This window comes from Actinoallomurus sp. CA-142502, from assembly GCF_050936355.1.
Lineage (GTDB): Bacteria > Actinomycetota > Actinomycetes > Streptosporangiales > Streptosporangiaceae > Actinoallomurus > Actinoallomurus iriomotensis.
The window spans coordinates 7878499-7892502 of record NZ_JBNJMY010000001.1; the positions used below are offsets into that span (position 1 = coordinate 7878499).

Sequence of the window (14004 nt, forward strand, 5' to 3'; positions counted from 1 at the left end):
AACACCATGACGAACCTGGCCATCGCGGCGAACGGGCTGCGCAAGTCCTACGGCGACAAGGTCGTGCTCGACGGCGTCGACCTGGCCGTCCCCGAAGGAACGATCTTCTCCCTGCTCGGCCCGAACGGGGCGGGCAAGACCACCACCGTCCAGATCCTGTCCACCCTGATCCCCGCCGACGGCGGCACCGTCCAGGTCGCGGGCCATGACCTGGCCCGCAGGCCGGACGACGTGCGCGGCGCGATCGGCGTCACCGGCCAGTACTCGGCCGTCGACAAGCTGCTCACCGGCGAGGAGAACCTGCTCCTCATGGCCGACCTCAAGCACCTGTCCCGCCGGGACGGCAAGCGCAAGGCCGCCGAGCTGCTCGACCGCTTCGACCTGGTCGACGCGGCGCGCAAACCGGCCGCGACCTACTCCGGCGGCATGCAGCGCCGGCTCGACCTGGCGATGACCCTGGTCGGCGACCCCCGCCTCATCTTCCTGGACGAGCCCACCACCGGCCTCGACCCGCGCAGCCGCCGCTCCATGTGGCAGATCGTGCGCGAGCTCGTCGCGAACGGCGTCACCATCTTCCTCACCACGCAGTACCTGGAAGAGGCCGACGAGCTCGCCGACCGGATCGTCCTCCTCGACCACGGACGGCTGATCGCCGAAGGCACCGCCGATGAGCTCAAGCGGCTCATCCCCGGCGGCCACATCCAGCTCAGATTCGCCGGCACGCACCGGCTCGACGCGGCCCGCCAGGTCGTCGGCGCCGGAGTCGCCGACCCGGAGGCCCTCACCCTGCAGGTGCCCAGTGACGGCAGCGTCCGCGCGATCCGCGAACTGCTCGCCCTCCTGGACGAACACTCGGTCGAGATCGACGAGATGAGCGTCCACACCCCCGACCTAGACGACGTCTTCCTCACCCTCACCGGTCAGAAGAAGGAGGCCACCCGATGAACACCCTCACCCTCGCCATGCGCGACTCCTCGACCATGGTCCGGCGGCAGCTCAAGCGCCTGGTGCGCTACCCGTCCATGACCGTGCAGCTGATCGTGACGCCCGTCATCCTGCTGCTGCTGTTCGTCTACATCTTCGGCGGCACCCTCGGCACCGGCATCGGCGGCGGCCGCGACACCTACGTCAACTACGTCGTCCCCGGCATCCTCCTCATGGCGGCCGCCACCGCCGCCACCGGGACCGCCGTCATGGTCGCCACCGACATGACCGAAGGCATCATCGCCCGCTTCCGCACGATGCGGATCTCCCGGGCATCGGTCCTCACCGGGCACGTCGTCGGCAGCGTCATCCAACAGCTCCTCGGCATGACGGTCCTCATCGGCATCGCCCTGGCCATCGGCTTCCGTCCGAACGCCACGGTCGTCGAATGGCTGGCCGCCGTCGGACTGCTCACCCTGTTCATCGTGGCCATCACCTGGCTGTCGGTCGCCCTCGGCCTGAAGTCCTCCTCTCCCGAGGCCGCCAGCAACGCCCCGATGCCCCTGGTCCTGCTGCCCTTCCTCGGCAGCGGCTTCGTCCCCACCGACTCCATGCCCACCGTCCTCCGCTGGTTCGCCGACTACCAGCCCTTCACCCCGATCATGGAAACCGTCCGTGGCCTGCTCCTCGGCACTCCGATCGGCAACAGCGGCGCCATCGCCACCGCCTGGTGCGTCGGCATCGCCGCGCTCTCCTACCTCTGGGCCAAAAGCACCTTCAACAAGGCCTGACCGTGAACCGGCCGGACAGGGCCGTCAGACCGACAGGTCTGACGGCCCTGAACCTTTTACCGACGTCTCAGACGGGCTCGCGGGTGAAGGCCCGGATGAGCTCGGCGAGTCGCGCCGGCCGGTCCAGGGGGATGAGCGTGTCGCTGTCGTCGACCTCGGCCAGGCGGGCCCGCGGCAGGAGGGTGGCCAGGCGGCGGCCGTGCTCCAGGGGCATCACGCGGTCCTCGGTCGCCCACACCACCAGGGCCGGACGGTCGAACTTCGGCAGGTGTTCCGCGGCGGCCAGCAGGACGTCCGTATCCGCCCCGGCGGCGCGCAGGACCCGTACGGTGTCGCGGCGGATGTCCGGCCGGGTCAGCACCGGGCGCATCCACCGGGCGGTGGCCGCGTCGCCGCGCCTCGTCAGGTGCCCGAACGCCAGCGGCAGGCGCCGCGCGGCACGGAGCCGCATCTGCTGCATGAACAGGCCGAACAGCCACGGCGGCAGCCGGCCGGAGCGCACGAGCGTACGGCCGGTCAGGCCCGGCGGGAAGTTGTCGAACGCGTCGCACGAGACCAGCACCGCCCGGGCCACGCGCGGCCGGTCCTCACCGAGGAGGAGCTGGACGAGCGCGCCGCCCGTGTCGTTGCCGACCAGGATGACGTCGCGCAGGTCGAGCCGGTCGAGGAACTCCGCCACCAGCCGCGCCACGCCCGGGAGCGACAGGTCCGCCCCGGGGTCCATCGCCCGGCGGTGCGCGCCCAGAGGCAGCGTCGGGACGACGCATCGGTGGTCGGCGGACAGGTCGGCGACCGGTCCGTCCCACAGCGAGGCGTCCATCATCAGGCCGTGCAACAGGACGAGCACCGGGCCGTCACCGGTGTCCTCGTACTCGATGACGCCGCCGGACAGCGTGATCTCTCTCATGCCGTGGCTCCCTTCCGCTTCCCTCCCAAGAAGTGAACCACGTGGTTCGCATACGCCCGCACGGGGGTACGGCTAGTCGGCGGCCTCCTCGCGTTCCAGCGTCCGGACCAGGGCCTCGAAGCCCGCGGTGACCCCCGAGTCGTCCCCGCTGATCAGCCGTTCGAGCAGGAAGCCGCGTAGGGTCGCGAGGATCATCTGGGCGACCTGGGCCCCGCGCTCCTCGGTCCAGTCGGCCGGGCACAGGGACCGCAGCAGCGGCAGATACTGCCCGGAGGCCTCCCGCCCCAGGTCGGCGTACCGTGCGGGGTCGTACATGGCCAGGCCCATCGCCTGGTCGAGCACCCGCCGCAGCCCCGACTCCTCCTCCATCAGGATCGGCCAGATGGCGCGCACCCCCTCCGCCAGCGTGCCGCCCCGCGCGGCGATGGCGGGCAGCGCGTTGCCGATGCGGCGCTCGCGCAACTTGAAGACGGCCTGCCGGAGCAGGTCATCGGCCCCGTCGAAGTGGTAGAGCAGCACTTTGTGCGTGGTGCCGGCCGCCCGCGCGGCACGCCGGAGCGAGAAGTCCACGAGCCCGTTCACCGCCAGGTCGTCGGTGACCCGGTCGAGTAGCTCACGCCGTCTCGCCTCGCCGCGCGGCGAGCCCGCCGACCGCCGGTAACCGGCGCGTGCGCCGTCGAAGGTGTTCACGACACCAGCCTCCCAAGCCGGCAGCGCGGTCCGCGCCGCCACCCGCCTCACGACCCGCTCGATTGCACGACAGTTCGTCCGGGCCGGTGACGGCCGTCCACCTCGCACGCCGGCGCCGACGGGATGCCACGTCGACGCGGCGGCGCCGTCCGCGGTTCAGAGCGAGCGGGGCACGCCCTCGGTGGTCCAGCGCCGGATCCGCTCCGCCGCCTGGTCGGCGACGGGGTGACCGAGAGGGCGGGTGACCAGGTCGCTGAGCGCGAACATGTCCAGCACGCGGCCCAGGTACGCCCAGTCCTCGTGCAGCGGCGAACCGGCGGGCCGGTGATCGGCGAAACCCGTACGGAAGCCGTCGAGGAAGGCCGCCGGGTAGCCGTCGCCGAAGCGCGCCATGTTGGCGGCGTCGCCGTACGGGCAGCCGGAGTAGGCGAACTCCCAGTCCAGGACGGCCTCGACGCGCCAGCCCCCGCCGGTGCGGGCGACCAGGATGTTCTTGGGGTTGACGTCGGCGTGCACGAGCCGCGCGTGGTCGTCGACGGCGGTGAGCGCCGGGGCGTGCGCTCCGCACAGGCCGGCCCAGGATCGCCGCGCGGCCTCGTCCAGGCGGCTCCCGGGAGTGGCGGCCATGCACTTCTCCGCGAACGCGGGAAGCTGCTCGGACCACGGGCGCTCCGGGCCGACGGCCGGCGGGTCACCGGTAAAGAAGCCCCGGCGGTCGAAGCGCACCGCGGCGATGCCGGCGACGACCCGTCCGACCTCCGCGCCGAGGTCGCGCATGCCCGCGCCGTCGTCGCCCGTGGCGAGCACCCGGTCGAGCAGCGTGCCCGGGACGTACTCGACGAGCATGGCGGGCCGGGTTCGCTCCGTCGCGGGAAGGACGGCCAGCACCTCCGGAACGGGCACGTGGCGGCGGGCCATCTCCATCACCGCCGCCTCCACGGCCGGGGCGGGGCCGCCGAGGCGGGCGACGACCCGCCCTCCGGCGTAGGTGACCAGGCACGTCTCGTGGGAGAAGCCCCCCGCCAGCGTGGACACCGCGCGCACCGCTCCACCGAGCGCCTCGGCGATCGCGTCCGTCTCCTCGGGTCGCATCGGGCCAGTCAACCAGCAGCGTGAGACACGCCCCGTGCGTACTCGCCGAACCGGGCGATCGCGTCGACGGCTTCAGGCAGGAAGGACCAGTAGAGCTGGAAGCTCTGCGCGGCCACCGGATAGATCTCCAGCCGTACGTCGACGCCGTGGGAGCGTGCGTGCTCGGCGAGTCGTTCGGCGTCCGGCGGTCCTTCGTCACCGGCCGCCGCCTGGATCAGCATGGGGGGCAGCCCGCGCAGGTCGGCGTGGAGCGGATCGAGGAGGGGATCGTCCACGGGATGCCCGTCGAGGTAGCGGGCGACGCCCCATGCCGCGCCCTGCCGGGTGGCGCTCGGCGCGGGGGCGTCCGGGAGGGCGTCCGGGGCGGCGGCGCTGATGTCGACGTACGGGGTGAACAGCGCGCAGCGGGCGGGTAGCGGCCGCCCTGAGTCGCAGGAGCAGGACCCAGGCGCGGCGGGCGTCGGGCGGCTCGGCGACGAGCCCGGGAACGCCGCCGGTGACGACCGCGGTGAAGTCGACGTCCGGTACGAGGTGCAGGAGCCCGTAGTGCCGCTCGGCCGCCGCACGCAACGCCTCCACGTCAGCGGAGGTCAGGTCGGCGAAGGAGTCGCCGAGCCGCCGGATGCGGGCGGCCAGTTCCCCGCCGACCGACCGGACCTGCTCGACGACCTCGTCGATGTCATCGAGCACGCCGGGGAGCCGGTCGAGCAGCGCCTGCCCGGCGGGCGTGAGCGCCACGTCCTGGGTGGAGCGCCGCAGCAGCACGCAGCCGAGCGATCGTTCCAGGGCGGCGATCTGCCGGCTGAGCGTGGACTGCGAGCCGACCGCGGCTCCGGCTGGCAGACCTTCGGGCAGGAGTTCGCCGACTATTCCGTCGAGCAACTCGACGAGGTCGACACACTCGTCCTCGGCCGCACCACTCACACCGACCTCGCCGCCTACTGGACCGGCGAACTCGGCACGAACGTCGACCGGCGAATCGCCGACCGCATGAACACCCTGGCCGAACTCGTCGTCTCGACGACGCTCGAGGCGGTCACCTGGGGCGCGTCACCGGCCGAGCCGGTCTCGATCGACGAACTGGCGCGGTTCAAACACACTCCGGGCAAGGACGTCGCCGTCCTCGGCCTCTACTACCGCCCGACGCCCTGAACGTCGGCGAAGGCGCGTCGGTAGGCCGACGGTGAGGTGCGCATCGCCCGGGTGAAGTGGGAACGGTACGTCACCGGGCTGGCGAAGCCGACCGCGCGGGCGATCTCCTCGATCGGCGTCGAGGTTCGCTCCAGGAGTGGCAGGCTCGCCTGGACGCGCTGGTGGATCAGCCAGCGGATCGGGCTGGTGCCCGTACAGCGGGCGAAGTGGCGCAGGTACGTGCGGGTGGACATGTGGGCGTGGCGGGCCAGGGTCTCGACCGTGATCTCGGCCCGGAGGTTCGCCAGGGCCCAGGTCATGCTGCCGGTGATCCGGTCGTCGTCGACGTCGGGCGGCATCGGCGCCTCGATGAACTGGGCCTGCCCGCCCTCACGGTGCGGCGGGACGACCAGCCGGCGCGCCACGGCGTTGGCGATGCTCGGGCCGTGGTCCCGGCGTACCAGGTGCAGACACAGGTCCAGGCCCGCCGCGCTGCCGGCGCTGGTCAGCACGTCGCCGTCGTCGATGTAGAGCACGTCGGGGTCGACCCGTACGCGGGGGAAGCGGCGGCGCAGCAGGTCCGCGTACTGCCAGTGCGTGGTCGCGCGCCGGCCGTCCAGCAGGCCCGCGGCGGCCAGTGCGAACGCTCCCGAGCAGATCGAGACGACGCGGGCGCCCCGGGCGTGCGCCCGGCGCAGCGCCGCGACCAGCGCGGGCGAGGACCCGCCGCGTACGTCGCTGACGCCGGGCACGATCACCGTCTCGGCGGAGGCGAGAACGTCCAGGCCGTGCCGGGTGTCGAGGGTCGCTCCCCCGACGACGTTGAGCGGGCCGGGCCGCTCCGCGCACACCGTCAGGTCGTACCAGGGCACGTCCAGTTCGGGTCGGGGCAGGCCGAACACCTCGGTGACGATGCCGGTCTCGAACGGTGACATGCCGTCGTAGGCGAGCACCGCGACGGTCCGCCGGCGCCGGGGCGGGCTGAGCATGGCGGGATCCTAGCGGTCGGCGGCGTCAGTGCCACTGGTGGCGGCGGCCGGGGCGCGCGAGCATCGTCGGCATGTCCTCTGTTCTGTCCACCGCTCCCGCGGACCCCTCCGAGGCCGCCGCCCACTTCGCCGCTCGCCTGGCGTTCGAGACCGACGTCTCCGACGTGCACGCCGACCTGGAGGCCGGGGTGCCCGGACTGATCGTGGTCGACTCCCGCAGCGCCGAGTCCTGGGCACAGGGCCACCTGCCCGGCGCCGTTCACCTGCCCTCCGGCGAGATCGCCGCACGCGCGTCCGCCGTCGTGCCGCGGGACGTCACGGTCGTCACGTACTGCTGGGGCCCGGGTTGCAACGGCGCGACCCGCGCCGCGCTCGCCTTCGCTCGCCTCGGCTACCGGGTCAAGGAGATGACCGGCGGTTATGAGTACTGGGTGCGCGAGGGCTTCGCGGTCCAGACTCCGGCCGGCCGGGTCGTCCAGCCCGCCGACCCGCTCACCGCCCCGGTCGCGTCGATCACCTGCGGCTGCTGATCCACGGCCTCGCGGGGCACGGCATGATGACGGCATGTTCACACTGCTGCCGGGTGTGGGCGTCGAGCTGCCGCACGGGGCGGGGACGCTCCGATTCGGGATGTCCGAGCACGACGCGCAGTGGGCCGTCTCGACGCTGGCCGACGTACGCGAGAGCTGGGTCTGCGGCGCGGCCTGGGCGTTCGGGGCCGCGTACGGCGATCTCGTCCTCGGCGTCCTCGGCGGGCCGCGCCGCGGCGCCGGCCTCGCGGAGGTCTCCTTCGAGCGGCCGGGCGGCATGGCGGACGTCGCCGGCCGCGTGCCGGTCGTCTGGGCCGACGTCGACCTGTTCGGATACCCGCTCGCCGAGGTGGAGACGGCCCTGCCCCGGTCCCGCCCCGCGTACGCGCCGGCGCCGGGCCGTACGGCCGGACCGTATGTGACCCACGTCCGGCTCGCCGCCCCCCAGGACCGTTCCGCTACTGATCATTGACCACGCGGAGTGATCTTTGTCCCGTTGAAGACCCGATCACATTTCTTGCTTGACCTGGGTTTACGTCCTCATCAACCGAGGGTACTCACAGTAACGAGATCGCAACACTCGGTGATTACGCCTGGGCGGGTCCGCCCGAGCCATCGTGTGCGATTCGAGGAGGGCCGATGAGGGTCGTGACGGCGAAACGACGCCGGCGGATGATTCCCCCCATCCGTTTCCTGGCGGCACCCCGCGCCATCCGCCCTTTGCTGTCCTCTCGGCGCCGGCGCCGTACGCCCCCACGGCACCGGGCCGCCACGGCCGGGTCGGCGGTCCCCGATGCCGCCGGCCCGGCGCCCCCGACCTGCGACACCGGTCCTCCGGCGCCCCGGACGGCCGCTGACCGGGGGCCGTAAGACGCGTCGGCCCGCGGCGGACCATACGCCGCCGCGGGCCGACGCCCCTCCGGTAGGAAACGTCAGGCGGCGCCGACGGGCGCCGCCGGCTCCGGGCGGTCGCGCAGTTCGTTCACGACCCGGCGCTCGACGTAGAAGGCCAGGAACGGGATCACGCCCGCGAGCACGATCACGACGACCTTGCCCAGCGGCCAGCGGGCCCGCCGGTAGAGGTCGAAGGTGGCCAGCAGGTACAGCGGATAGCAGATCATGCCGTGCGGCACTCCGACGACGTTCGACAGGACGCCGTTGTGCGCGAAGATCTTCAGCGGGACCGCCACGAAGCACAGCACGATCAGCAGCGTGCCGGTCACGTACGCCATGATGCGGTACCGGGTCACCGCTCCTTGCACGGGAGGTCCTTCCGTGAGGCTCGCGCCGTCAGTGGCGCGTGCTCTCGTCGTTCAGCCGGGCGAGACGGCGGTTGTAGGCCGCCAGCTCCTCGTCGTCCTCGTCGTCGATCTCCACTCGCGGCGCGGCGCGCTCGGGCACCACGGTGCCCGGGTCGTCCTTGCCGCGCAGCTCGTCGCGCACCATGCGGATCCACATCGCGACCACGAAGATCGCGAACATCGGCCATTCGATGACGTAGGCCCAGCTCTGCAGGTTGCCGCCCTCGGCACGCGTCAGCTGCCACCAGCCGGCCAGCAGGAAGATCCCGATCAGCACGATGGCGATCAGGTGGAGCCCCAGCCAGCCGGGAGTGAAGAACCGTCGCACGTACGTGAGCGTACCCGCGTCGTCGCGGAACCGTGCCGGACCCCCGCCCCAAGCGACAGGACCGTGGCCCCCGCGTGGGCCGGAAGGCCGCCGGCCGGCCCCCGCCTCACCCGGCCACCGGCCCTAACGCGACTTCGGCCGCTCCGGCGGCGGGCCCGAGTAGACGGCGCGCGGGCGCAGCGGGACCTCGCGGGCGTACTCCTCCATCGCGTGGGCCAGCCACCCCGCCGTACGGGCGACGGCGAACACCGCCTCGCCCGCCCCCTCGGTCATCCGGGTGACGTACGCGAGGGCGGCGAGCGCCACGTCGATCGCGGGCACGGGCAGCCGCCGGGCCCGTGCCTCGGCGAGGACCGCCTCGACCACCCGCAGGCGGTCGCGGTCCGGAGCGGTGGCGCGCACGATGTCGAGCAGGCACGTCGCGCGGGCGTCGCCGCCCGTGTACAGGCGGCCTCCGAAGCCCGGGACGCGGTCGCCGCGCCGGAGGCGTTCGCCGATGACCCGGCCCGCCCGGTCCGGACTGGCGACCTCGGCGAACAGCGCCTCGACGCCGAGCGACGCGCCGCCGTGGAGCGTCCCGCCGAGCACACCGAGACCCGCGCCGACGGCGGCGTACGGGTCCGCGCGCACGGACGCCGCGACCCGTACGGCCACGGTCGAGGCGGCCAGCTCATGATCGGCCAGCAGCACGAGCGCCGACCGCAGCGCCCCGACCGGCTCCGGCCGCGGCTCCACCGCCGTGAGGCGGGTCCACAGGCGGTCGGGGATCGCGGTCGCGGCCGGATCGTCCTCGCCCGGGAGCGCGTCGACCATGCCCGCGATGAGGTTGCGGCCTGCGGCGGTCACGGCCGCCGGGTCGAGGGTGAGGCGCAGCGGATCGGCGGTCGCGAGCGCCACCGTGATCACCTGGAGGCGTTCGAGCGGCAGGGTGCCCGCCGCCAGCCCGGACTGGGCCGCACGGGCGGCGGCCACCGCGTCCGGGTGGGCCCGCCACGGCGTCGTCGCGGTCGTCTCCTCGCCGGTCCACAGCCAGTGCGCGACGTCCTCGAACCGGTGAGTCGCGGCCAGGCGGAGGGCGTCGCGTCCGCGGTAGTAGGGCCGGTCGTCGCCCAGAACGGTCAGCCGCGACTCGATGACCAGCTCGTGCCCGCCGCGCCGAGGGCGGCCCCGCCGGGCGAGCTCCTCGATCTCGGCCGGGTCGAACAGGCTCCGCCGGCCGTCCGGCGTACGGGCGCGGCGCAGCATCCCGCGGCTCACGTAGGCGTACAGCGTGGCAGGCTTGACGCCGAGCCGGTCCGCCGCGCTCGCCGCGTCGATCCATGCGCCCGGCTCCGTCACCCTGCCTCCATTGATTTCCGTCAATATTGACGGGCATTCTCCGCTCCGGGAAACGGCCGCCGCAACCCCCGTTCCGGCCGCGGGGTGATGTCGGAAACCCGCGAGCGGCGGGCATGCCCATGTTGGTAGGAAAGAGGGATGGACGTCGCGATCGAAGCCATGGACACCCCGCTGGGCACGCTGGCCTACGCCTGCACCCCGCTCGGGCTGTCCGGCCTGGCCTTCCGCGACACGCCACGCGAGCGGGCGCGGCTGCGCGGCGGCCTGCCGCTCGTGGCGGCCCCCGAGCGCACTGAGACCGTACGCCGGCGGCTGGCCGCCTACTTCGACGGCCGCGAGGCGGACTTCGACCTGCCCATCGACTGGCGCCACACGTCGGGGGCGCAGCGCGAGGTGCTGGAGAAGCTCTACGCCGGCGTGCCGTACGGCCGCACCGTGACGTACGGAGAGCTGGCCGGCCTCAGCGGCACCGGCGTCCCGGCACGGGGAATCGGCACGATCATGGGCTCCAACCCGATCCCGATCGTGGTCCCCTGCCACCGCGTGGTCGCCTCGGACGGCCTCGGCGGCTACAGCGGGGGCACCGGCATCGAGGTGAAACGCTGGCTGCTCACCCTGGAGGGCGCCATCCCCGCGACCCTCGACTGGGACCCCGCGACCGGACCCTGACGCCTCAGGGTCTGTCTCGAAGTCCCCGTCCGTAACGAGCGGTGTCCAGGCGGCGCGTCGCAAGGCGGAGGAGGGAGTCAGCCTGGTGTTGGCTGGCGACCGACGACAACGCGGCGAGGCGTCGTCTGGACACCGCGCAGTAGGACAGCGGGGCTTCGAGACAGGCCCTAGGTCGGCAGCGCGTCGTAGGACACGCCGGTGCGTTCCTCCGACAGCTCCCACAGGCGGCGGCCCAGCTCCGGGTCGGCGGCGCGCGGCAGCGTCGGTACGCGGCGTGGCGCGCCGCGGCTCTGCCCCGGCCCGCGCGGCCCGTAGCACTGACCGCCCGCCACCCCCGGGGCGGTCGCCGCGTACAGCGAGGGCCACGCCCCGGCGGCGTCGGACTGGCCGACCATCGTGTTCAGCAGGCCGAACAGCGCGGCCCGCGTCCGATGGCCGGTCATCCGCGGGGCGGCCTGCTGGAGGTTGGTCGAGGCGTATCCCGGGTGGGAGGCGACGCTGACGAAGGGCGCCCGGCGGTCGAGCTCCTTGGCGAAGACGAGGTTGGCCAGCTTCGACCGGCAGTACGCGGGCCACTTGTGGTAGCCGTGCTCGTCGTCGAAGGCGGCGAAGTCGGCGCTGCCCAGCCAGTGCATCATGCTCGTGACCGTGACGACGCGGGCGCCGGGCCGCTGGAGCAGGGCGGGCAGGAGCAGCCCGGTGAGCGCGAAGTGGCCCAGGTGGTTGGTGCCGAACTGCGCCTCGAAGCCGTCCGCCGTCGTCCGGCGCGGCAGCGCCATCACACCGGCGTTGTTGACCAGGACGTCGAGCGGCTCGGGATGCGACTCGGCGAAGGCGCGCACCGACGCCAGGTCGGCCAGGTCGAGCGACCCGAGGACGACGTCGGCGTCCGGCACCGCCGCGCGAACGGTCGCGAGGGCCCGCGCGCCGCGTTCGGCGCTGCGGCACGCGAGGACGACGGTGGCGCGGTGGCGGGCCAGCTCCAGGGAGGTCCGCAGGCCGAGACCGCTGTTGGCGCCGGTGACGATCACCCGCCTTCCGGCGAGATCGGGTATGTCGTCCGTCGTCCACTTGGACATCACTCGCCGCCTTTCCCTGCGGGCCATGCTAGAGAAACCGATACCGCGTGGTCGGCGAGTTCCCCGGGTTCCGGCCGGGCCTGCCGAATAATGGGATCATGGCGTCGCAGGTCATCGTCCCGCACCGGCCCGGTCCGCTCGTCGACGTCCCGGAGGATGACGGCCCGGCCGCCGGCGAGCCGGCCTCCCGGCTCATCGGGGCGCCGGAGGCGGTGCTGGCGGTCGGCGGCGGGATCCTGCTCGTCGCGGTGCTCCTCATGGGGCTACCCGGCTGGCTGACCGTGATCGCGGTCGCCTGTCTCGCGCTCGGGCTGGCGCTGCCCGCCCACGCGGCGCTGCTGACCGCGCTGCGCCGCCGCTCCGAACGCCGGCGACGGGAGGCCCTCGGCCACGGCACCGTCCTCGACGTTTCCGACTCCTCGGTGCGCCGCCTCGTCGCGGCGTACGGACGGCTGGAGCGCACGCCCGGCGCCGGCATGGGACGGGACGCCGCGCATCTGGCACTCGCCGAGGTCGCGGGCTTGCTGGCGGGCCGCCCGCCGCGCGGCGGAGAGCGGGAGTACGTGATCGCCCGCGCCGAGGCGGTGTCGGCGCTGGCCGACCGCCTCGCCGAGGGCCCGGTGATGCCGGTCGAACTCGCCGGCGCCGACTCGCTGGCCCGCATCAAGGCCCTGCTCGCCGAGAACTAGCGGGCCGCGGGCCGAACGGTCGCGACACCTGGCCGATGACTACTGAGCGTGTTTACATGTATGCGCACGGTAGTTGAACGAGAGGGAGACCATGCGCTTGTCAGCTCCGCTGCCACTCGGCCTGACCCTGAGCATCGCCGCAGGAGTACTGGCCCTTGCCCCCGTCGCCCAGGCCGCCACGGCCGCGACCGGCGAGCCCACCTACACCTGTCAGACCGACACCCCGGGGAACACCGGCGTCCCGATCCTGATCCACGGCATCGGCTGCCGGGCCTCCGGCGGCGCCCCGGCGACCGGCGTGAGCGGACCGGTCAAGCTGGTCATCGCCCAGCCGCGCTACCACCCGCGCGTGTCGGCGTGGACCTGCCGTCAGGCTCGGGCGCTCGGCTCCGCCGGCGCCCTGGAGGTCATGGCCGTGGACTGCCGCCCCTAGACGGTCCACCGAGGCCGCCCCGGACCGCGCCCGGGGCGGCTTCCGCGTGAGGTGATCGGGAGTGCTCCGAGGCCGCACCCGACCCTCGGATGCCGGAGGCGTTCAGGACCGGTATGGCGGCGGCCTCGTTCGATGAGGCGGACCGGGCCGCGGTGGAGTCCTCAACCCGTACGGGTACGTCCGTCTCACTCAGCCCGGGTGACCACTCAGCCCGTCGTCCAGCGACGGAGTTTCTCGGGGTTGCGTACCACCCAGATGCGCTTGATCCGGTCGCCCGCGACCTCGAACGCGAACACCGTCACGATGACACCGTCCTGCTGAGCCACCAGGCCGGGCTGACCGTTGACCGTGCGTTCCAGGAACGCCATGGTGCCGGGTCTCCGGCGGGCGATCTCGATCCAGGCGCGGGCGATCTGCCCGGCGCCTTCGATGGGGTCCGGGAAGGTGACGGCGAGGCCGCCGCCGTCGGCGATCGCCGTGGCGTCGGGGTCGAGCAGGCCGATCAGGGCGTCGATGTCCTTGGCCTCCCACGCTCGCTTGAAGTCCCTGACGACGCCGGCGCGCTGGGCGGCCGGAGTCGCGGAAGGCCGCGAGTCCCGGAGGCGGCGGCGGGCCGAGGAGGCCAGCTGGCGGCACGCCGCCGGCGTACGGCCGACGACCTCGGCCACCTCGGCGAAGGGGTAGCGGAAGACGTCGTGCAGGATGAACGCGACGCGCTCGGCCGGGGTCATCGATTCGAGCACCACGAGGAAGGCCATGCCGACCGACTCGTCCAGGGTGACCCGGTCGGCCGGGTCGACGGCGGCGCTGATCCACTCCGTACGGTCCGGCAGCGGCTCGGGGATCCATTCGCCCACGTAGGTCTCTCGCCGGGCCCGTGCCGAGCCGAGCAGGTTGAGGCAGATCCGGCCGGCGACCGTCCGCAGCCAGGCGCCGGGGGACGCGATGGCCTCCTGCTGCCGCCGGGACATGGCGTACCAGCGGGCGTAGGTCTCCTGTACGACGTCCTCGGCCTCGGCCAGGGAGCCCAGGAGCCGGTACGCGAGATTGATCAGCTGACGCCGCTCACTCATGAGCGCGTCTGGCCCGGATCGGGTGGTCATCGTGCCGGCG

At 73.2% G+C, this 14004-nt stretch carries 17 protein-coding genes and 1 pseudogene; 7 read left to right on the forward strand and 11 right to left on the reverse strand.

Annotated features, from left to right (window positions below; translation table 11 throughout):
* Nucleotides 1-6: 6 nt before the first annotated feature.
* Both ACQEV1_RS36795 and ACQEV1_RS36800 read left to right on the forward strand, forming a co-directional pair.
* Nucleotides 7-945, forward strand: a complete 939-nt coding sequence (locus ACQEV1_RS36795; protein ID WP_285632179.1) for an ATP-binding cassette domain-containing protein — start codon at nucleotides 7-9, stop codon at nucleotides 943-945.
* Complete coding sequence (locus ACQEV1_RS36800; RefSeq protein ID WP_433400484.1) at nucleotides 942-1715, forward strand: ABC transporter permease; 774 nt, start codon at nucleotides 942-944, stop codon at nucleotides 1713-1715. Before ACQEV1_RS36795 ends, ACQEV1_RS36800 begins: the two co-directional genes overlap by 4 nt.
* 67 nt (nucleotides 1716-1782) lie before the next feature.
* On the opposite strand, the gene ACQEV1_RS36805 is transcribed toward ACQEV1_RS36800, so the two are convergent.
* From ACQEV1_RS36805 to ftrA, 6 genes and pseudogenes are all read right to left on the reverse strand, one after another.
* Nucleotides 1783-2622: an alpha/beta fold hydrolase gene (locus tag ACQEV1_RS36805; protein ID WP_433400487.1), complete on the reverse strand. Its 840-nt coding sequence runs from the start codon at nucleotides 2620-2622 to the stop codon at nucleotides 1783-1785.
* 72 nt (nucleotides 2623-2694) lie between these two features.
* Nucleotides 2695-3312: a hypothetical protein gene (locus ACQEV1_RS36810; RefSeq protein ID WP_433400490.1), complete on the reverse strand. Its 618-nt coding sequence runs from the start codon at nucleotides 3310-3312 to the stop codon at nucleotides 2695-2697.
* Nucleotides 3313-3468: 156 nt separating this feature from the next.
* Nucleotides 3469-4404 (reverse strand): phosphotransferase, encoded by a 936-nt coding sequence (locus ACQEV1_RS36815; protein WP_433400493.1) that lies wholly within the window; start codon nucleotides 4402-4404, stop codon nucleotides 3469-3471.
* A gap of 8 nt (nucleotides 4405-4412) precedes the next feature.
* Nucleotides 4413-4970, reverse strand: coding sequence for an alpha/beta hydrolase fold domain-containing protein (locus tag ACQEV1_RS36820; protein ID WP_433400496.1), 558 nt, complete (start codon nucleotides 4968-4970; stop codon nucleotides 4413-4415).
* A 196-nt stretch (nucleotides 4971-5166) separates the two neighbouring features.
* Nucleotides 5167-5328, reverse strand: a pseudogene (locus ACQEV1_RS36825) (helix-turn-helix domain-containing protein); the annotation flags it as partial.
* 209 nt (nucleotides 5329-5537) lie between these two features.
* Entirely contained in the window at nucleotides 5538-6524 is a 987-nt protein-coding gene (ftrA, locus tag ACQEV1_RS36830) for a transcriptional regulator FtrA (RefSeq protein ID WP_433400499.1), read from the reverse strand.
* A gap of 71 nt (nucleotides 6525-6595) precedes the next feature.
* Between ftrA and ACQEV1_RS36835 the strand changes: the two genes are divergently transcribed.
* Together ACQEV1_RS36835 and ACQEV1_RS36840 are read left to right on the forward strand one after the other, a co-directional pair.
* Nucleotides 6596-7054, forward strand: a complete 459-nt coding sequence (locus ACQEV1_RS36835; RefSeq protein ID WP_433400503.1) for a rhodanese-like domain-containing protein — start codon at nucleotides 6596-6598, stop codon at nucleotides 7052-7054.
* Nucleotides 7055-7088: 34 nt separating this feature from the next.
* Nucleotides 7089-7526 (forward strand): hypothetical protein, encoded by a 438-nt coding sequence (locus ACQEV1_RS36840; RefSeq protein WP_433400506.1) that lies wholly within the window; start codon nucleotides 7089-7091, stop codon nucleotides 7524-7526.
* Nucleotides 7527-7986: 460 nt separating this feature from the next.
* Here ACQEV1_RS36840 and ACQEV1_RS36845 read toward each other — a convergent pair whose 3' ends face one another.
* From ACQEV1_RS36845 to ACQEV1_RS36855, 3 genes are all read right to left on the reverse strand, one after another.
* Nucleotides 7987-8304 (reverse strand): DUF3817 domain-containing protein, encoded by a 318-nt coding sequence (locus ACQEV1_RS36845; RefSeq protein WP_285576396.1) that lies wholly within the window; start codon nucleotides 8302-8304, stop codon nucleotides 7987-7989.
* Nucleotides 8305-8344: 40 nt separating this feature from the next.
* On the reverse strand, nucleotides 8345-8683 hold the full coding sequence (locus tag ACQEV1_RS36850) for a hypothetical protein (RefSeq protein WP_285576393.1): 339 nt from the start codon (nucleotides 8681-8683) through the stop codon (nucleotides 8345-8347).
* A 123-nt stretch (nucleotides 8684-8806) separates the two neighbouring features.
* Nucleotides 8807-10021, reverse strand: coding sequence for a citrate/2-methylcitrate synthase (locus ACQEV1_RS36855; RefSeq protein ID WP_433400510.1), 1215 nt, complete (start codon nucleotides 10019-10021; stop codon nucleotides 8807-8809).
* Between the two features lie 138 nt (nucleotides 10022-10159).
* Here ACQEV1_RS36855 and ACQEV1_RS36860 point away from each other — a divergent pair, with 138 nt between their 5' ends.
* Nucleotides 10160-10690 (forward strand): methylated-DNA--[protein]-cysteine S-methyltransferase, encoded by a 531-nt coding sequence (locus ACQEV1_RS36860; RefSeq protein WP_285576389.1) that lies wholly within the window; start codon nucleotides 10160-10162, stop codon nucleotides 10688-10690.
* Between the two features lie 167 nt (nucleotides 10691-10857).
* Here ACQEV1_RS36860 and ACQEV1_RS36865 read toward each other — a convergent pair whose 3' ends face one another.
* Entirely contained in the window at nucleotides 10858-11769 is a 912-nt protein-coding gene (locus tag ACQEV1_RS36865) for an oxidoreductase (protein ID WP_433400514.1), read from the reverse strand.
* Between the two features lie 98 nt (nucleotides 11770-11867).
* Between ACQEV1_RS36865 and ACQEV1_RS36870 the strand changes: the two genes are divergently transcribed.
* Both ACQEV1_RS36870 and ACQEV1_RS36875 read left to right on the forward strand, forming a co-directional pair.
* Nucleotides 11868-12458: a hypothetical protein gene (locus tag ACQEV1_RS36870; RefSeq protein WP_433400517.1), complete on the forward strand. Its 591-nt coding sequence runs from the start codon at nucleotides 11868-11870 to the stop codon at nucleotides 12456-12458.
* Between the two features lie 91 nt (nucleotides 12459-12549).
* Nucleotides 12550-12891, forward strand: coding sequence for a hypothetical protein (locus ACQEV1_RS36875; protein WP_285635989.1), 342 nt, complete (start codon nucleotides 12550-12552; stop codon nucleotides 12889-12891).
* Between the two features lie 206 nt (nucleotides 12892-13097).
* Here the strand turns inward: ACQEV1_RS36875 and sigJ are convergent, their stop codons facing one another.
* Nucleotides 13098-13964, reverse strand: a complete 867-nt coding sequence (gene sigJ, locus ACQEV1_RS36880) for an RNA polymerase sigma factor SigJ (protein WP_285635986.1) — start codon at nucleotides 13962-13964, stop codon at nucleotides 13098-13100.
* Nucleotides 13965-14004: the final 40 nt, after the last annotated feature.